Raw genomic sequence first — 18491 nt, 5'->3', positions numbered from 1 at the left:
GACTTTCACCACCTAGTTAGTTAACATGCACGGCACACCAAAAAGAGCCACCACTCGACCTAGTGGCTCTTTTGATTGTTGACTTGAGTTAATTGCCCCTTCTGTTGGAAGGGCTACTTCCGCCCCGGGAAGCAGGTGCCGTAGACCGGGTGCCAGGCGACACGGTACTGCGATTTGCAGGTGGTGCCGAACTCCGTCTGTTAATTGACGGATTTGACCTTGGACTTCTTGGCTGAACGCTCTGACGGTTCGGAGCCGTTGTTCTTCGATTGTTCGGGCTTACCTGTGCAGGCTGTCTATTACTCCTAGGGGCTACGTTGCGGTTATTTCGTTGCGGTTGGTTCCGCTGAATGATCACGTTATTTCGGGGAAAGACTGCCGGCCCATAAAAGCCGGGAGCAAACATCCCCGGTCCATAATACATTCCTGGACCGTAGTACAAAGGATCATGGTAACCATAAGGGTCAACTACCCGGTGGGAAGAACAAGAGGCGGCAAACATCATCCCCGCTACAATTGTGAATAATACAATCCATTTTCTTGTCTTCATTCTATCCTCCTTTCATCTTTTTCATAATTAATATGAAAAAATCATGCCAAAAATGAAATAGAGAAAGGAGATTCCTTGCCTAGGTGATGAGAATCAAAATCAGCAATATAACGATGATCGCTCCCACGGAAAGATACACCCCTCCACTTAGTGCTTTTGTTTCCTTGTTAATTTCCCGCAGCTCTTTGCGGAGCTCCCGTTTTTCTGCCTTGCTCATCTTGGCAAAATCCATGGCCCTAATCTCGGCCACACGTTCACTGATTTCCTCCAAGCGTAGCTCCTCCTCCGGAGTTAGTGAATTCTCCTCCTTGACATCTTTTGCCACGGCTGCCGGTGCCAGGGACGTTACTAAAAACACCAGGGACAAAAAATATGCGATCGTTTTCATGTGAATAATGGGTTTGTTTGAACATAGATTTTTAATGAAGTCAATTGCAAGCTGCAAATGACTACCCCAAAGCCTACCAAATACCTTACCAAAAGGTCCAGCCTCGCGCCACACTTTCTTTCTTCCATATTGCAATAAATTTGTAATTTAGCCATCTATTTACCGCAAACTGCTGCCTCTAACGCTGTCCTAACCCCTTTACCTATGTCTAACAAAGGTTCCAAAAAGTTGTTTCTCCTTGACGCCATGGCCCTTATTTACCGGGCTTATTTCGCATTTAGCAAGAACCCTCGCATCAACAGCAAAGGGCTTAATACAGGTGTAATGCTCGGTTTTACGAACACGTTGCTAGAGGTATTGGAGAAAGAGAAACCCACTCATATTGCCGTTGCCTTTGATACCCACGCGCCCACATTCCGCCATGAACGCTTCGAAGCCTACAAAGCTAACCGACAGGAACAACCCGAGGACATTGAGATCGCCATCCCCTGGGTAAAACAACTGGTTCAGGGGTTTAACATCCCAGTATTGGAGCTGGATGGATACGAAGCGGATGATATCATAGGTACCATCGCCAAAAAAGCCGAACGGACAAGCTTTGAGGTATATATGATGACGCCCGATAAGGACTATGGGCAGCTGGTGGAAGAACATATTTTTCTCTATAAGCCCGCCTTCATGGGGAACGGGGTAGACATCATGGGGCCTAAAGAAGTCTGCGCCAAATGGGACATTGAACATGTGGACCAGGTTCGGGATATTCTTGGCCTCATGGGAGATGCGGTAGACAATATCCCGGGAATTCCCGGAATTGGGGAAAAAACGGCCGTAAAACTGCTAAAAACCTACGGTACCATCGAGGAGTTGTTAAAAAACACCCATGATCTGAAAGGAAAACAACGGGAGAAAGTGGAGGAGTTTGGGCAACAGGGAATTCTCTCAAAGGAACTGGCCACCATTAGTCTGGACGTCCCCATTGATTTCGTTGAGGAGGAACTACGCTACGATGGCCCGGATGAGGAAAAGTTGAAGGCCCTTTTTGCCGAATTGGAATTCCGCACGCTAACCAAACGGGTGTTTGGCGAGGCCCTCAAAAAGCCGACCATACGCGTGGATGAACAACTCGGGCTCTTTACCGGCATGGAAGACAAACCAGCCGAAACCGTGGAAGCCCTTCCGGAAGATACCCCAACCGATCCTATCCCAGCAACCCACGACACCCTGTATTCCCGTGCCCATAGTTATCACCGGGTAGAGGGAAAACAGGAGGTAGGCGAGCTGGTCAGCTACTTGGTTCAACAGCCTGAAATCTGCTTCGACACGGAAACCACGTCCCTAAACCCCAACGAGGCAACACTGGTCGGAATCGCATTTGCGTATATTCCCGGCGAGGCGTACTACCTACCATTGCCTGAGGATCAAGAAGGCACTCAAGCGATTCTTTTGTGGCTGTCACCGGTTTTCGAAAACGAATCCATTACCAAGATCGGGCAAAACATCAAATATGACCTCTTGGTACTCAAAAATTACGGCATAGAGGTTAAAGGTACACTCTACGATACCATGTTGGCCCATTACCTAATAGAGCCAGAAGGAAAGCATTCGATGGACTGGCTGGCCGAACACTACCTAAACTACAAGCCCGTATCCATCACAAGTCTGATCGGCAAAAAAGGGAAAAACCAGGGAAACATGCGCGATGTAGACATAGACGAGGTAGTCGACTATGCCTCCGAAGACGCTGACATCACCCTGCAACTAAAACAAGTGTTGGATCCGCTGGTCAAAACCCAGGGGGTGGAAAAACTCTTCCATGAAGTGGAAAATCCGCTGATACGGGTTCTTACCGCAATGGAGTTTGAGGGTGTTCGGATCAACACGGAAGCACTCGCCGAACTTTCGGTAGAGTTGGAAAAGGAAAGCAAAGAGGTTGAAAAGCGGGTATTTGAATTGGCGGGCGAAACCTTCAACCTGAGTTCTCCCAAGCAGTTGGGAGAGATTCTCTTTGTTAAAATGAACCTGGATCCCAAAGCAAAAAAAACCAAAACAGGTCAATTTGCTACTGGTGAAGAAGTTCTTAGCAAGATGGCTGGCGAGCACGAAATCGCTCAAGCCATTCTTGACTATAGGCAATTGGTAAAACTAAAATCCACCTATGTGGATGCGCTTCCAGAACTGATAAACCCCAAAACTGGGCGTATCCACACCACCTACAATCAATTCGTGGCAGCTACCGGTCGTCTTTCATCCATCAATCCCAACCTGCAAAACATCCCGATCCGCTCTGAAAGGGGGCGAGAGATCCGAAAAGCGTTCGTACCCAGGGACGAGGAGCACGTCATCCTGGCTGCGGACTATTCCCAAATCGAACTGCGGATCATGGCGGCATTCTCCCAAGATGAATCCATGATCGAAGCCTTTAAGAATGGTCGGGATGTGCACGCGACTACCGCTGCCAAGATTTTCCAGGTGGCCTTGGAAGAGGTAACTTCCGACATGCGTCGAAAAGCCAAAACCGCCAACTTTGGGATTATCTACGGCATATCGGCGTTTGGGCTTTCCCAGCGACTCAATATACCCAGGGGGGAAGCAAAGGAAATCATTGATGCTTATTTCAAAGAGTTCCCGGCAGTAAAAGCATACATGGACGACTCCATCGAGAAGGCCCGAAAACAAGAATACGTGGAAACCATTCTGGGTAGGAGACGCTATCTTCGTGACATCAACAGTCGAAACGCTACCATGCGTGGCTTTGCGGAGCGAAACGCGATCAACGCTCCTATCCAAGGTTCTGCTGCCGACATGATCAAGGTAGCCATGATACAGGTTCACCGGTGGATGAAAAAAGAAGCCTTACGTTCTAAAATGATCCTGCAAGTCCACGACGAACTGGTCTTTGACGCACATCATTCGGAAGTGGATATCCTCAAAAGAGAAATCCCCCAACTAATGGCCCATGCGGTTGACATCGGTGTGCCGATCGTCGTGGAGGTGGGCACCGGCAACGATTGGCTGGAAGCCCACTAGCCGATTGGGCTCCGGGCTGGCTCAGTTGAACCCCTCGTCATCATCCTCATCCTCCAAGTCTTCACCTGCACCCATATCAAACATGCTGCTGAAAAGGTCTCTGAACTGCATCCCGGTATCTACCAGCTTTTTACTCAGTTGGCTGTATTCTGCTAGGCCATGAAGGGCAAATTCCATAAAAAACTCCTTCTCCCTTTCCGGCAGTTGCTTTACGAAGTCCGTAATTACTTTTTCAAGGCCGGGTACTCCCTGTAGCGCTGTTTTGTAGTCCTTGTCGGAATCGGTAGCCAGCAGATCCAAGGTATTGCCTTCTCCAAACCAGGCCAAGGGTAACACATAGGGATTGCCTTCCTTAGACTTCTTCTTCTGTTCGGGCGAAGGGAAATACGACACGAAAAGGGTTCGAATGGCCTTGCCTATAAGGTTATAGGCTACCAAGCCTGCCCCTTCCTGCTCTCCCTCATAAACCAGCTCTACCTTTCCGGTAATGGCCGGTATCACTCCAATCAAATCCACGATTCGGATGACTGTGTCGTTTTCACCATTTCGGTAGAGCCTCCGCTCCGCGGCAGAAATCAGGTTTTCATAAGCGGAAATGGTAAGCCTCGCGGACACACCACTCTTTTCATCCACGTACTCGCTGCTACGCGCCTCCACAGCTATTTGCTCGATCAGGTCCTTCATCAATTCCGGCACATGGATGCGCTCCATGGGCCTGTTTTCGACCCGCGCCTCCTGTTCAGTGATCTTGCGACCTATGGCGATACTCTTAGGGTAGTGGGTTATAATCTGGCTCTCGATCCGGTCCTTCAACGGCGTCACGATGCTGCCCCGGTTGGTGTAATCTTCGGGGTTTGCCGTGAATACAAACTGAATATCCAAGGGAAGGCGGAGCTTGAATCCCCGAATTTGGATATCCCCCTCCTGCAGGATGTTGAAAAGAGCCACCTGTATCCTTGCCTGCAGATCGGGAAGTTCATTGATAACAAAAATACCTCGATGGGATCTTGGCACAAGACCGAAATGGATTACCCGCTCGTCGTTGTAGGACAATTTCAGCGTAGCGGCTTTGATAGGATCCACATCACCGATCAGATCGGCCACCGATACGTCAGGAGTGGCAAGCTTCTCGGTGTAACGGTCATGTCTATGCCACCATACGATGGGCGTTTCGTCTCCTTTTTCGTGGATCAGCTGCCTCGCCTGGGAGGATAAAGGGAGCAGGGGATCATCGTTCAACTCCGCACCGGCTACTACCGGAACGTATTCATCGAGCAGTTGGGTCATCATCCTTGCTATCCGGGTTTTTGCCTGCCCACGAAGCCCCAATAGGTTGATATTGTGCTTGGAAAGAATAGCCCGCTCTATATCGGGGATTACGGTGTCCTCGTACCCCCAGATTCCTTCAAAAACGTTTTGCTGCCGTTTGATTTTATCTATCAGGTTGGCCCTGAGCTCATCTTTTACACTTTTGGGTTGATAACCGGCCGCCTTAAGTTGACCGAGGGTTTTAATTCGTAACAAATCCTTGCTGGACAATTGGCTGTATTCCATCCTTTTTTTAAAAACGTTTGGTTCTGTTTCTTCGGTAGTCTTCGAAAATCAAGTGGCCTAACCCCTTCAGGCTACTGTAATAGGCGTTCCCGTTGTTTACGGTGGTAAACTCCTTCACAAACTCCTTTAAATAGGGATCGGAGGCAATCATGAAAGTGGTGACGGGTATCTTTAAGCGTCTGCACTGCGCGGCCAGCTTTAGGGTTTCTTTCAGTATCTTACTGTCAATCCCAAAGGCATTTTTGTAGTATTTGATACCCACCTTGAGACAGGTCGGCTTGCCATCGGTAATCATGAATATCTGCTTGTTGGGGTTCTTCCTGCGCCGTAGAAGATCCATGGCAAGTTCCAGTCCAGCCACCGTATTGGTATGGTAGGGACCCACTTGGAGGTAGGGCAGGTCTTTGATTTCGATTTGCCATGCATCGTTGCCAAAGACGATCACATCCAAGGTATCCTTGGGATAACGGGTTTTTATGAGCTCGGCCAACGCCATGGCCACTTTTTTGGCCGGCGTGATACGGTCTTCCCCATACAGGATCATCGAGTGGGAAATATCGATCATCAGCACGGTAGAGGTCTGCGTGCGCAATTCCTTATCCACAACCTCCAGGTCATCCTCTGTAAGCAGAAAATCATCGGAAAAGCCATGGTTTACCTGCGCATTACGCAGGGAATCTGTCAGGGCGATTTGGTCCAGATTATCCCCAAACTGAAAGGGGCGTCGATCTGATCCAGCCTCTTCTCCAGGCCCGGTGTGGGTGGTCTTGTGTTGCCCCGACTTGCCCCGCTTTAGTTTCCCAAAAATCTCCTCCAGTGCATTTTTTCGAATTGTCTGCTCAGACTTGCCGGTTATTTTAAACTCACCTTTCCCTGTCTTATCCTCGAGGTAACCTTTCGTCTTCAGATCCTCAATAAAATCCCCTATGCCATAGCCGGGGCGGGTAAGGCCGTATCGATTGTCCAGATTGGTAAGCCAGCTCAGAGCCTCGGCCACATCTCCTCCCGTCATGGTCACCAACTGCATAAAGATATCCAGCAGTTGGTCGAAGGTGTTTTTATCTGGATCCTTTTCCGGAACAAACTTGGTAAATCTAAATCCCTTCATATAGGCCTATAACACGTTTCCAGGCAAATGGGTTTGAGTGATTGGAAAAAGGATTTATTCACGATCGAGCATCCTCTCGATATCCTCTGCCTGCAAATGGCAGTTGATCCAACCGGAATCGAACTCACTGTTGTATTTTTTATAAAAATGGATAGCAGGTTCGTTCCAGTCGAGTACTTGCCACATCATCCCTGTGCATCCATCCTCCAAACATTGCATCATGACCCTCTCAAACAGCAGCTTGCCGGCGCCCTTTCCCCGCTCGGATTCGGTTACGATGTAGTCCTCTAAATAAAGTCGCTTTCCCTTCCAGGTACTGTACCGGTAGTAGTAAATGGCTGTGCCTATAATTTTGCCCGTATCGGCCCTTTCAGCCACAAAAAAACCGTATACGGGATGCTTGCCAAACCCATCCTCCTCCATCATGGCCACGGTATTGGTTACCTGCTCCGGCGCCCTTTCATACACCGCCAGCTCGTTGATCAATTCAAAAACCGCCGGTATATCGTCTTTCTGTCCTCTTCTGATTGTGTACATAGGCTCAAATTAGCAAAAACCCCCAAATTTAGGGAACACTTTTTTATCTTTGGACTAAATCCTTTCCAGTATGTTCCTATCCCTAGACGCAGGAAATTCCAACATTGTCATCAGTTTCTTCGATCCCCTATCAAGGGAATGGACACGCGAATTCCGACTCGAAACCCGGGCCAACCTAAGCGAAGCGGAACTGAACCAACGCATAGGCCTCTACCTGCTCGAAAATGAAATCAGAGTCGATGCGATCACCCGAATAGGGATCAGTTCGGTCGTTCCTGAGGTCAACCGTACACTGGAAAGTTTTAGTAGAAACTTCCTCCGAAAAGAACCCTACCTGATCTCGGGACGAAGCTACGAACGTCTCCCCATCCGAACCGAAAAACCGGACGAAATCGGATCTGACCTGATGTGCAACGTGATGGCTGCCTACACCCGCTATCAATCGGCCTGTGTGGTGGTGGATTTTGGAACTGCGCTGACGTTTACGGTGGTAAGTGCTAGCGGCGAGGTTCTTGGGGTAAATATCGTCCCTGGAATCAAAACCGCCCTGAAATCCTTGTTTACAAATACCGCAAAGCTGCCGGAAGTACGACTGGAGGTGCCTGCATCCGCCATTGGCAGGGATACCGTACATTCCATACAGGCAGGGGTGATTTATGGCTACGTGGGACTGGTAAATGGCATGCTGGATGCTATATTCGACGAGCTAGGCTCCGCTACTCCGGTTATTGGCACCGGTGGCCTGTCACACCTATTGCCAAAACTTGAACACCGATTTGACCACATCGATCGTCGCCTCACCGTGGAGGGTATCCGACTGATTACTGAGGCTAACAATACATAAGGAAAAATGTACCGGATTACCCCTATCAATAGTTTTCGTCGTCCTCCACTTCGAGTAGCGTGTCGAAAAGGTCCTCTCTAAATAACGGATCCTGGTCTGCAAGGGTCAAGACCCTCACGGCCTCAAAGGAACATGCCTCCATCAAATCTCTCAACACTGGAGGAGGCAATAGATCGGCAAGCCCCACAACATCCGAGTAATAGGCATACGCCTGTACATGCTGCTTAAGGCGCAAATGATACCTAATCATAAGGGTGGAAAACTTTATCACTTCACTTGCATGGAACAGCTTCCTAGTTGGAAAAATAGCGGACAGGTTGGTTGCTCCTCCGAAAAAATCAGCGAAGTCAAACTCCTCACCCGCTTCCAGCATCGCATCTATCAGATCCAACTTGGCGAAAAAATAATCCGGAAACCGCTCCAGCGTTACCGCTACTTCCTCCCGGAATGCCTCAATGCCATCCAATACCCGAATGGCGTTGTAACGCAGGTTATAAAAGTAGGGGATATGCGGGTATTCTTCAATCAACTGGGTAAGCCTATCCCTAATATCCCGAGCCTGTCTTTCGGTAGATCCATCCTTTAACACTTGGGTAAGCTCGACCATCTCATCGTTCACCTCTTCCGGAAGATTGACACCATATCCCGTTTCGATCTGTTCATCCGTCCATTCAATGGGCTGGCCAATCAATGCATCCATTTCAAACTCCGTCAACGCATTCCGAAAAATGAATCGGGTATAAATGAAAAATAGAACTGATTGGAATTGAACGGCTTGATTTAGATCTTTCATATCCAAATCCACTACATTTTCAAACCACTGCTCCCAGTCCTCCCGGTTCCAATTTGCTATTGCATGGATTTCAGAATGCATGTTCACTTCGCCGTCGGTATACTCATCATCATCATCTTCCTCGAAATAATCATCGCGATGCATCGCCCGAAAATTGCCCTCGCCTACGTGAGTCCTTAGTTGCCGAAGGTAATAGGCCTCCTTGGGATCATCTCCATCAAGGAGCAGAAGCGGCATACCTAATTCACCAAATGGAATATCATCAATCAGAGGAACATCATCCGAATCAGGACCTATGATCAAGGCTGCCCAGCGGAAATCTTCGTGGGGACGAATCCCATTATCAGACCCATATTCCAGCGCCCCGTAAACAATATTATGGGCCAAGTCCCGCGAAACCTCGATCATCTCATCCTCGATACCTTCCTCCAAGTCTTCCAAAAAACGCTCGAATTCGAACATCGGCATATTAACCCGGTAAATCACGTCCTTGATGCCCGTGCACAGCAGGTCTACCAAAATCCCCGCTAGCGTAATATTCCCGTTGACGTGTTGCCGCGAAAACACCAAATAAAACTTTTTGGTCTCTCTCCAGCTCTCGGGAACATAACATTTATAAACCGGCAATTTAAGCGCCATTCCAGATTTCAGGTAGGCGTGGGGGGTAAGTGCTTGCTGTTTTTTGCTCATGGTGGGGTAATATGGCTGGTCGCCATTCGATAGTTTAGGTAATTCGATAGTTTAGGTAAAATTAGAAAGAATATAAGTTCAACGGATACCAAATAGCAGGCAAATTTTAGCTCCGTTAGATTTTTAGCGCCTATTTCTATCCACGGGCTTTGTCTGAAGGACTCAAAAAGCGATCCCCCTGCTGGCACGAAGCTTGTATCTATTTCCCATGTTACTCAGGATACGCAAACTTATCCGTTTTTCATTAACTATGGGTCCAAATGCGATTAATCGGGTAAAATATTTCCCACGTTATTGTCGATTTACCGGGCCCTTTAAACCAATTGTTCCACCAAAAACCAACTAAACCATGGAAACCATCAGTGAGAAATTTGTCCATAAACTACTGCAGTCTGACGATAATCCGTGCATATCGCTCTACATGCCCACACACCGCCATCATCCGAACACCGAGCAGGACCCCATACGATTTAAGAACATGATTAAGGAAGCTGAAACGTCCCTCACACAGAAATATTCTGAGGAAGAGACCCAGGTTCTGTTGGAGCCGCTAATCAAAATTCAGCAAGACTATGCATTTTGGAACCACAACCTCGACGGGCTGGCTATCTTTCGATCTGAGAATACCTTCGAAGTGGCACGGCTTCCTATAAACCTTGAACAGCTCTTGATTGTGGCCGACACCTTCCATACAAAGCCCTTGAGAAAGTTTCTGCAATCGGGGGACCGTTTTCATCTATTGGGACTTAGCCTCCACAAAATCAAACTCTACGAAGGGAATCGGCACAGCTTGGAAGAAATCGACCTGAAAGGCGACATCCCTACCACTATCCAAGAAGCTCTTGGCGAGGAACTTACCGACAAGCACCTTACGGCAGCTTCCTATGGAGGGGTAAGCGGAGAGAGCAGTACCATGCACCATGGCCATGGGAGTAAAAAGGAAGAAGTGGATGTGGATGCGGAGCGCTTCTTCCGGATGGTATCCAACTATGTGGAAACACACTACTCCAAACCCTTTGACCTCCCGTTGCTATTAGCCGCCTTGCCCGAGCATCACCACTTATTTCAGGAAGTTAGCAAAAACCCTCATTTACTGCCCGAGGGCATTAAAATGGACCCCTTTTCGTCAGATGAGCGGGAGCTTGCGAAAATGGCTTGGGAGGTGATCCAGCCCTCCTACCTCCAGCGACTGACGGATCTCGGAGAGCGATTTGGAGAAGCACAAGCAGCCGGTAGAGGCTCTGACGATTACAAGGAATTGGCGGTGGCGGCCAAGGATGGGAGAATTGATACCCTGCTGGTGGAAGCCGATAAGGTCATTGCCGCGCGAATTACCAACCTCGAAACCGGCAACACGCAGAGGAAGTACATAACCAATCCAAGAATCGACGACCTCACGGATGATATGGGCGAACTGGTCATGAAAATGGGCGGCAAGGTGGTAATCGTCCCATGCGACAACATGCCGACTGAAACGGGATTGGCCGGCATATTTAGGTACTGACAGTTCTGACACAGGAAACTTTGTAACCCTTGCCTAGTCGCTGCACCGAATCTCCTCAGAGGTTCGGTGTTTATTTTTCGTTTGTAAGGGGAGGAGTTTACTTCTATCTGTAATGTTTATCTAATCCACATCCAGTGGAACTAAATGAAAACGCCATACCCAAAAGTGACTCTTTAGGCATGGCGTCAAGCTAGTGGGGGCAAAACCTCCCGACTAGGGGGAACCAAGCGTAAACCTTACCACCACATCCCCCATTTTGTAGTTAGGGTAGGTATATTCAAATACCAGACTGGTTTCGGTGATTGTACCCACCACCCGCAGGTCCACCGCACCATTGTCCAGCCGTATGATATTGCCCGCTGAAACATGCTGCCAATTTCCCTCACTTGGAAATCCGGGGATTTCCGTGGTTGTAAACCCATAGGTATTGTTAGACCGAAAGGCTATCTGGAAGGAGGTCGAATTGACAGGTTGTCCACCTTTCGATACCGAAATTACCCGCCACGATTTCGCAATCATTTCCGCCGGCGTTTTTGGTTGCGGGGTCGGGGTCGGGGCCGGGGTATCGTCACTTCCGCAGGCAACGAGTACCGAAAACAAAAGCATAAAGACGATCGATTTGATATTACTATGTAAATTTTTCATGTGTCTATAATTGTTTTTCAGCGGTCACAACTTAGTCCCGGTTTATCGGGATGGAATCTCGCACGAATTCCTCGATAGCTATCGGGGCGTCCCTCCGTGTGTTGCTTGCCTCGTGCTCGATTTCATAACCGCTTATTTTTTGATCAGCCTTAGCCTTTCCATCAATCCGATGCCCTCTACCTGTACATAATAACTGCCCGCAGGCAACCCAGCTAGATCGATAAATACCCGCTCGACGGACATCATTTCCCTGCTCTCGCGCAACAGTACGCCCGTGGTGGAATAGATTGCTACGCGATCTACGTAGGTTTCCCGTCCAAAGCGCACCGTTGTACCATTTTCCGCGGGATTTGGGTACAGCTGAATGGATAGGCCTCGCACCTCCTCACGGGTAGATGTAATGGCGGTCATATCGGAGCGCGAGGTACATCCGCCGGTTCCGGTCACGACTACGTGGTAGGTTCCTGCTTCGGTTATCGATAGACTCTGCTGCGTGGCTCCAGGTATGGCGACCCCGTCTTTATACCATTGGTTTCCGGTAGTACTGCTTGAAATCAGCGATAGCTCCTCTGCAAAAACCTGGCTTCCACTGATACTCACGTTGGGAATAGGGGGAGATTCATTTTCAGCTTGTGCGATGTTGAACGCTGCTTCCAGCGCATTATCATTGTTGGCCTTATCCCTGACATAGACGATGTAGTCCCCCGGAGAAAGCCCAGTAAAGCGGTTCTCGTCTTGAAAGGTGCTGTTATTTAGGCTGTATTCCAGGGTGACGTTGGAACTTGAAACACTTATCAATGCTGAACCACTATCATCCCCGACACAAGTGGGGGCAATGGTTTCTATTTCTTCAATTACAAAAGACCTGATCAAAACCTTGGTTTCCGCTTCAAAATTTGATTTTCCTTCCTCACGGTTACCCGCATGATCTGTTGCAATTGCATAAAACCGATAGGTAGAATCTGAGTGTCCACTAAATTCGGCAGATGTATGTGGCACGCCGTATTGCCAAAATCCGAAATCCCCCCCATTCACGGAGACCAATACATCGTAACTACGGATCCCGGAATGTTCGTCTTCACCAGACCATGAAACGGTGAACAGCGTATCAGCTGAGACGGATGGGAGGGAAGTCACCCTACTTACTGGGCTGATTTTGTCAATGGTATTCACAAAAACATCGGTTACGATGGGCTCATTAAAGTCAAAATAAATCAGAGCTTTGTTTTCAATCCTCGTTCCGGTCGGCAACTCCTGTTTGGGCATGATGGAAAAGGTGACAAATCCCTCTCCTTCACCTGGATTTTTGTTGGGGGGAAGAAATCCGTCTATTGGGTCATCGATTAATTCACCCGAAGTCGGGTCCACCGACAAAAACCGCCACTTCACCACGCCGGTCTCAGGATCTAGAAAACCGTCGAAGCGAACGTTCATTGGATCACCAATATTCCGTTGAAGCGGATTGCTATTGCTATACGCGCTTAATCCAGTAGGTACCCTATATCGTTCATTTCCATAGCCATATCCGGTAAGCATGAACGTAGACAAATCGTAAACCTGCCTATCCAAGGTGTCTAGTATGATCACTTCCTGGGCTGCGGCAGTTGCTGAATCCACGTTTTCAAAGAATATTGTGTAGGTAAAAGGAAATCTGCCCTGGGTGTAGTTTTCTTCTGTTATGTTAGTCGGGCCTACTTTTTCGTTTGGATCATGTGCAGCCAATACTTGAATATTACTATTCCAAATTACCTTCCGACTACCGAAACACTGCGGATTCAAATAAGCATCAGCTACTGTTAACCCATATCCGGCAGCTGTAAGCAAAGCACCCGCCACAGCTCCCCCTGCCCCGGCTGAACATGTCCCTGCTGCTATAACCAAGCTCGAAACTCCAACGGCAAACGACGCCGCTGATACCGCAACCATGTTATTAAAATTATCATCTGCGTTATTTAAATAAAACCATGATGCAATACTGCCCCCCACACCTACAACCCCTAAAGCAAGGGGCACGGCACACCCACCAACAGATACCGCTGAAGTTGCCAGCCCTAACCCTGTCAAAGAATAACCAAGATAAGTTGTCCAGCACCCCTCGGTTACCATAACCCTACTATCAAAGCTAGGTTTGTCCAAAGCTTGTAGAAACGGTGTATTTGATATAATTGAAATGTCAAATTCTGAAACATTTTCCCCTAAAACCAAAAAATCTATTTCGCCAAAACCTTCAGCAGAGATTATAGGAATAATTAGTGGTAGATAAGTAAAATCACCTTTACTTACTGTAACAGATATTGTATCTTCACGATAGTCTTCTAAACCAGCTATTTCAGCAAGGTTGCTGATTAGACTAAGGGAGTCGAATAATTCAACGCTTATCTTTGACGGAAATCGTAGCGTCAAAGGTACCATTAAAGCATCTACATTTCCGGTATTGGAATACCGAACCGTAAGTCGCTCTGCCCTTCCCGCCCTAACTTGATTTCTCCCTACAAACTCAGCATGTATTTCAGGAGCAACAAGATTTTCAATTTCAAAAGTCTCGCTTACTTGAAGATTATTCCACCCATCTCTTACATCAAGGGTCCATTCTCCAAGATCTCTTCCTGTTAGGTCAAAAAAAACCTGGACTTCATCACTAGATGCACTCACAAAAGACGTCTTCCCGCTAATTTGCTGACCTCCCTTTAAAAGTCTCACCTCTGTTTGCTCCGAAAAACCAAACCCTGAAAGCGTCATTGTCACAAATCCTTGGTTCCCACCCTTCTTAGGATGAACATTACTAACTCCAAAAACAGAGATTTCCTTTGCAAAGGTCACAGTTTCTCCACAAAAACCCTTGCCTGTTAAGGAGACGCTATATCTGCCTGGTGCATCAAAGATATGAACAGGATTGGTACCAGTAGACGAAGACCACCAATTCCCAAAATTCCACTCGTAATCAAATGCATGTTGGCTGTTGTTGACAAAGCTTGCCCTTCTACCTACAGTGATAACATCAAAATCGATAATCGGACTTGGGTTTGCCGTCACCTCCCCCGTCAGTTTAATCATACCGTTTATCCTCGGAATTCCATCAAATTCAGCGATTCTACCCCCTGAGAGAACTTTTCCATCGGCTAACAACAGTGATTGATAAATTTGAGGGCTGTTTTGACGAAATACACCACAACTGTTAAAGGTTGACTGTATACTACCGTTCGAATTCAATCGTACGATACCATATACCGGATGTTCTCGATACCTTAAAAATTCACCGGAAAGTATAATTCGATCCTGAGTATCGATAACTATATCATTGATTCCACCTATTGGCCCAGCCCCTACACCGGTGGATGTTCCTGTAAAAAAGCCGTCGGCAGTTTCAAAGGAAGGATCTATTTCTCCAGACGAAGTCAACCTGACCAAATGGTTGTGCGCTTGTCCGCCAAATTCCCGAAAAGACCCCCCAACCAATATCCTATCATCTGCTTGAACTTTTACTTTTGAAATTCGAAATCGTGTGTTGCTCAGTTTAAAAGACGAATCGAATGAACCGTTTTCCGCCAGCCGTAGTACGCCTATTTGCTGGTTCGGATTTGAATAACTTGATAACTGCCCACATATAATAATCCCACCTTCGGATTGTACATCAATAGAAAAAATGCTGGCATAAAAATCTCCGCTAGGATTAAAGGAATCAACCGCCTTTCCATCTGGCCTAAGCTTTTTTATCATGGAAGATAATGGTTGACGGGAATTGGTTGCGGTTGCTCCAACCAAAATTTCTCCGCTACCTAATAGTTTGATTTCACTTACTTCAAACCAATTTGATGGTATGGGAGGTATAGAATCCATAAACGCCTGATCCAATGTCCCATCCGAGTTCAATCTGGTCAATTTGTTGACAGCTAATCCATTGTACTGGGAAAATCTTCCTCCTACCAAGATCTTTCCATCCTCCTGAACTACAATTTTTTTAACCAGTCCGTTAAACCCTGATCCAAAATTAGGTGTGGGGTCTACTGAACCGTCTGCATTTATTCTGGCAAGGTTTCTCGGTTTCGAAGGATCCATATTGGAATCATTAATGGATCCACCGACCAGTACTTTCCCATCCTCCAATAATGCCATGGTGTATACTATATCCTGGCTTGCTAGACCCGACCGAAAACCAAGATCCACTGCTTGTGCAAAAGCCTGATTAAATGCTGCGAAAAGCAATCCGATCAAAAAAAGGGTAAAGTTGGTTTTCATAGGCAGTTTGTTGGTTTGGTAGATTTAATAAAGTTTAGGTGTCTATTCCAAAATTGAATTATCAGATACTATAATAAAATTAGAAATTACATTCATTAATTACGCGTAACTAGATTACATATTTAATTTATTGGGAAAAAGTATGACGAGGATATTAGCAATTTTTAGGAAGATAACTAGTAGCCAATTATGGGGAAGTTTAACTCCGGCATAAAACTGGGTGAATTACGCTAGGATTATTTTGTAAATACCTTCAAAATAGCTTATCAATCCAGTTGTTGCTAAACTCATTCTGACTGCTTTCGGAGAAACAACGCTAAATGTCACAATCAATATCCCGCCACTCCTTCATAGTGGCCTCCAGATTGGTCACACCCGGACAGCCTTCCATTTTCTGAAGCAATCGGATGGCCGAGCTTCTGAGGTCGTTGCAGTTGGCTGGCGTGACATTGTCCACCCACACGTCAAATCGCTGATTAAATTCATTTAACTCGCGCTCATAGTTACAGTTCCCCGGCGAGTCATCGCTGCTACAGCCGAAGAAAACGAAGCCAAGTGCTAAGAAGAGTACAAACCGTTTCATCATTAGGTTTTAACTTTAATTCAACAAAACAACCTATTAGCAAAGTACTAGAAATCCGACAACAGCCTTATAAGATCGGATAGATTTTGGAGTATTGGCAATGCTCTTGTAATCCCTAACACCGTCCTTCCGACTCCCTTTCAATTCGTTTTTTAAAAAAAGGCCAAAACAGCTGTGTTTTGGCCCTTTTAAAAAGAAATCAATCACTCCTCGATTACCACGGCATTCGGATCAAATACGTGGCTTTTTGCCATCCAATTGTTGAATTCCTGCTCTCCCAATGTTGCCTTAAGCGCTCCTGAATTGACCGCAGTACCCTCTACCGTGTAACCGCTTACAAAGAAATAGTTTTCCACCTTTACTACCCCATCTACCAGCACATCATACTCTGGTCCAGCCGAATGCAAGGCTTTATCCATCGCGTCCTTGATATTGGCCCCTATACCCAAAAATCCGGTACTCTTCCCTGTCACCCGTTTACCTGTGGATTTTTCAAACCCGATGGAGTGATTTTTTGAGCTTATGACCGTAAAATCAACGATCCGCTGTGAGCAACTGAAAAAACTCAATGCTGTCACGATCATAGCAACATAGATAATTTGACCTTTTAATTTCATTTTTCCTCTATTGAAAACAACTCCTACTCGTATGGCTTTTCGGAATACGCCCCGTTTGAACCGAATGGTTGCTGGACTCCACTTTATTGAAATATATCAGGTGATTATTTCATCCAATCTGTCATATACCCGCATCGCCTAAGATTAAGAATACGGGACTTCGCATTTACAAAGGGGTTGATTACAAAATCCTTTGTTACACCCTATCTTTAAAGCAAAAGTAAAGGGTGGATTTTAAAGCGTGGCACCAATAATTGGTGGTTTTATCCTAAAAAATATAGTTTATTTCGGGATTGGGCTGACGGGTGGAGCCAAAAACAATTCCGGTATACAACGCAAAGGCATGGTGCATGCGGCTCTCAGTGGCACGACCACGAGGGATATCTGCCCCAGCCTCCGGTACGGGAAAACGTAAGACCGCTTAATAATACCTTACATAATGGTAGCCACTTACTTAAACCATCAGGTCGACATTTCTACCTGAGTCCAGAAATGAAAATCGTTAAAAGTCTGTGGCATTGCCCATCCCATGGTCTTCCAGATTAGCAGTAGTTTACCAACTGCCCCGCAACCTCGAAAACAGCAGCCTTCTGCTGTCTCCATTTTTCGGAATAGGTATCTCAAAATAAGTATGTTTCGAATCAGGTGAATGGCGTACCAACCGGATGTGGTTATCCTTTACCTGCTGTATCTTACTGAGCGAGATCACGTGTTTACGGCTAAGGTGGAAAAAATCCCCTTCGAGTTCCCGTTGGTAGTCCATGAAAAAATTTTTGAGGCCGGGGGAAGTAAACACGATCGGCCTTTCTTCATCCTGTAGGTAGGCGCGTATGATTTTCCCATCAGCTTCCAGCAAGACCAGCTTATCGAGTGGCAGGGGGGTGAGCTCTCCATAGCCTGTAGAAACAAAAATAGCCTTTGGGATGGTAGACGCCGACACCGTGCCGCCTGCCTTTCGCTGATTTTCACGTACCATCAAAAGCTCCAGCGTATCCGCCAATTGCTGACTTTGATAGGGCTTTGTGAGGTAGCTGTAGGGCGCCGTGAGTTTGGCCAGTTCAAACCCTTCGTTTCTGGGCAATCCAGATAGGAATACCAGCGGGATAGGTCGGGTTTGGTTAATGTGTTGGGCGAGGCGTATACCTGCCGTCCGGTCTCCGCTCAACTCAATGTCCAACAATGCCATATCTGGAAGCTCTGCCTGCAACAAGCCTACCGCTTCGGAGACGGTAAAGGCAGGCCCCACTACCTCGATTTGACCCATTGGAAACATCTCATCCAAATCCGAACGGATTAATTCCCCTAGAATGGGGTCGTCCTCCAACAAAAGCATCTTCGTTTTATTCATCACACACAATCAAAACAAGTAAGATTATAATACTCCCCTAAAATGGTACCAGAGGTTAAGTTAAAAA

The 18491-nt window shown here is 47.0% G+C and carries 14 protein-coding genes; 3 read left to right on the top strand and 11 right to left on the bottom strand.

Annotated features, from left to right (window positions below; translation table 11 throughout):
• Nucleotides 1–88 precede the first annotated feature (88 nt).
• A complete protein-coding gene (locus ADIS_RS23080) occupies nt 89–550 on the bottom strand; it encodes a hypothetical protein (protein ID WP_155907697.1) in 462 nt (153 codons plus the stop codon).
• 79 nt (nt 551–629) lie between these two features.
• Nucleotides 630–938 (bottom strand): hypothetical protein, encoded by a 309-nt coding sequence (locus ADIS_RS21725; RefSeq protein WP_010856898.1) that lies wholly within the window; start codon nt 936–938, stop codon nt 630–632.
• A 204-nt stretch (nt 939–1142) separates the two neighbouring features.
• Between ADIS_RS21725 and polA the strand changes: the two genes are divergently transcribed.
• On the top strand, nt 1143–3965 hold the full coding sequence (polA, locus tag ADIS_RS21720) for a DNA polymerase I (RefSeq protein WP_010856897.1): 2823 nt from the start codon (nt 1143–1145) through the stop codon (nt 3963–3965).
• 21 nt (nt 3966–3986) lie between these two features.
• On the opposite strand, the gene ADIS_RS21715 is transcribed toward polA, so the two are convergent.
• From ADIS_RS21715 to ADIS_RS21705, 3 genes are read right to left on the bottom strand one after another with little or no spacing between them, the layout of a single operon-like run.
• On the bottom strand, nt 3987–5519 hold the full coding sequence (locus ADIS_RS21715) for a P-loop NTPase family protein (RefSeq protein ID WP_010856896.1): 1533 nt from the start codon (nt 5517–5519) through the stop codon (nt 3987–3989).
• Between the two features lie 7 nt (nt 5520–5526).
• Entirely contained in the window at nt 5527–6627 is a 1101-nt protein-coding gene (locus tag ADIS_RS21710; RefSeq protein ID WP_010856895.1) for a vWA domain-containing protein, read from the bottom strand.
• 54 nt (nt 6628–6681) lie between these two features.
• Nucleotides 6682–7164: a GNAT family N-acetyltransferase gene (locus ADIS_RS21705; RefSeq protein ID WP_010856894.1), complete on the bottom strand. Its 483-nt coding sequence runs from the start codon at nt 7162–7164 to the stop codon at nt 6682–6684.
• A gap of 70 nt (nt 7165–7234) precedes the next feature.
• Between ADIS_RS21705 and ADIS_RS21700 the strand changes: the two genes are divergently transcribed.
• Nucleotides 7235–8008, top strand: coding sequence for a type III pantothenate kinase (locus tag ADIS_RS21700; RefSeq protein WP_010856893.1), 774 nt, complete (start codon nt 7235–7237; stop codon nt 8006–8008).
• Between the two features lie 25 nt (nt 8009–8033).
• Here the strand turns inward: ADIS_RS21700 and ADIS_RS21695 are convergent, their stop codons facing one another.
• Complete coding sequence (locus ADIS_RS21695) at nt 8034–9491, bottom strand: hypothetical protein (RefSeq protein ID WP_010856892.1); 1458 nt, start codon at nt 9489–9491, stop codon at nt 8034–8036.
• Between the two features lie 349 nt (nt 9492–9840).
• Here ADIS_RS21695 and ADIS_RS21690 point away from each other — a divergent pair, with 349 nt between their 5' ends.
• On the top strand, nt 9841–10995 hold the full coding sequence (locus ADIS_RS21690) for a baeRF3 domain-containing protein (protein ID WP_035807289.1): 1155 nt from the start codon (nt 9841–9843) through the stop codon (nt 10993–10995).
• A gap of 213 nt (nt 10996–11208) precedes the next feature.
• On the opposite strand, the gene ADIS_RS21685 is transcribed toward ADIS_RS21690, so the two are convergent.
• The 5 genes from ADIS_RS21685 to ADIS_RS21665 form a co-directional block, all read right to left on the bottom strand.
• Nucleotides 11209–11640 carry a hypothetical protein gene (locus tag ADIS_RS21685; protein ID WP_035807287.1) on the bottom strand — a complete coding sequence of 144 codons (432 nt, stop codon included), beginning with the start codon at nt 11638–11640 and terminating at the stop codon, nt 11209–11211.
• Nucleotides 11641–11772: 132 nt separating this feature from the next.
• On the bottom strand, nt 11773–15876 hold the full coding sequence (locus ADIS_RS21680) for a DUF7619 domain-containing protein (protein ID WP_010856889.1): 4104 nt from the start codon (nt 15874–15876) through the stop codon (nt 11773–11775).
• Between the two features lie 316 nt (nt 15877–16192).
• Entirely contained in the window at nt 16193–16462 is a 270-nt protein-coding gene (locus ADIS_RS21675; protein ID WP_035807285.1) for a hypothetical protein, read from the bottom strand.
• A gap of 200 nt (nt 16463–16662) precedes the next feature.
• Entirely contained in the window at nt 16663–17076 is a 414-nt protein-coding gene (locus ADIS_RS21670) for a hypothetical protein (RefSeq protein ID WP_010856886.1), read from the bottom strand.
• Between the two features lie 553 nt (nt 17077–17629).
• Entirely contained in the window at nt 17630–18424 is a 795-nt protein-coding gene (locus ADIS_RS21665; RefSeq protein WP_035807284.1) for a response regulator, read from the bottom strand.
• Nucleotides 18425–18491: the final 67 nt, after the last annotated feature.

Origin of the sequence: Lunatimonas lonarensis (genome assembly GCF_000390185.1) — a bacterium.
Classification (GTDB): Bacteria; Bacteroidota; Bacteroidia; order Cytophagales; family Cyclobacteriaceae; genus Lunatimonas; species Lunatimonas lonarensis.
The sequence above is the reverse complement of the archived record's forward strand: the minus strand, read 5'-3'. Positions and strand labels throughout refer to the sequence as shown.

Excerpts from the sequence above, each read along its gene's own strand:
- polA (WP_010856897.1), top strand. The coding sequence starts at position 1,143 with ATGTCTAACAAAGGTTCCAAAAAGTTGTTTCTCCTTGACGCCATGGCC.
- ADIS_RS23080 (WP_155907697.1), bottom strand. The coding sequence starts at position 550 with ATGAAGACAAGAAAATGGATTGTATTATTCACAATTGTAGCGGGGATG.
- ADIS_RS21680 (WP_010856889.1), bottom strand. The coding sequence starts at position 15,876 with ATGAAAACCAACTTTACCCTTTTTTTGATCGGATTGCTTTTCGCAGCA.
- ADIS_RS21705 (WP_010856894.1), bottom strand. The coding sequence starts at position 7,164 with ATGTACACAATCAGAAGAGGACAGAAAGACGATATACCGGCGGTTTTT.
- ADIS_RS21665 (WP_035807284.1), bottom strand. The coding sequence starts at position 18,424 with ATGAATAAAACGAAGATGCTTTTGTTGGAGGACGACCCCATTCTAGGG.
- ADIS_RS21685 (WP_035807287.1), bottom strand. The coding sequence starts at position 11,640 with ATGAAAAATTTACATAGTAATATCAAATCGATCGTCTTTATGCTTTTG.
- ADIS_RS21690 (WP_035807289.1), top strand. The coding sequence starts at position 9,841 with ATGGAAACCATCAGTGAGAAATTTGTCCATAAACTACTGCAGTCTGAC.
- ADIS_RS21695 (WP_010856892.1), bottom strand. The coding sequence starts at position 9,491 with ATGAGCAAAAAACAGCAAGCACTTACCCCCCACGCCTACCTGAAATCT.
- ADIS_RS21675 (WP_035807285.1), bottom strand. The coding sequence starts at position 16,462 with ATGATGAAACGGTTTGTACTCTTCTTAGCACTTGGCTTCGTTTTCTTC.
- ADIS_RS21725 (WP_010856898.1), bottom strand. The coding sequence starts at position 938 with ATGAAAACGATCGCATATTTTTTGTCCCTGGTGTTTTTAGTAACGTCC.
- ADIS_RS21710 (WP_010856895.1), bottom strand. The coding sequence starts at position 6,627 with ATGAAGGGATTTAGATTTACCAAGTTTGTTCCGGAAAAGGATCCAGAT.
- ADIS_RS21670 (WP_010856886.1), bottom strand. The coding sequence starts at position 17,076 with ATGAAATTAAAAGGTCAAATTATCTATGTTGCTATGATCGTGACAGCA.
- ADIS_RS21700 (WP_010856893.1), top strand. The coding sequence starts at position 7,235 with ATGTTCCTATCCCTAGACGCAGGAAATTCCAACATTGTCATCAGTTTC.
- ADIS_RS21715 (WP_010856896.1), bottom strand. The coding sequence starts at position 5,519 with ATGGAATACAGCCAATTGTCCAGCAAGGATTTGTTACGAATTAAAACC.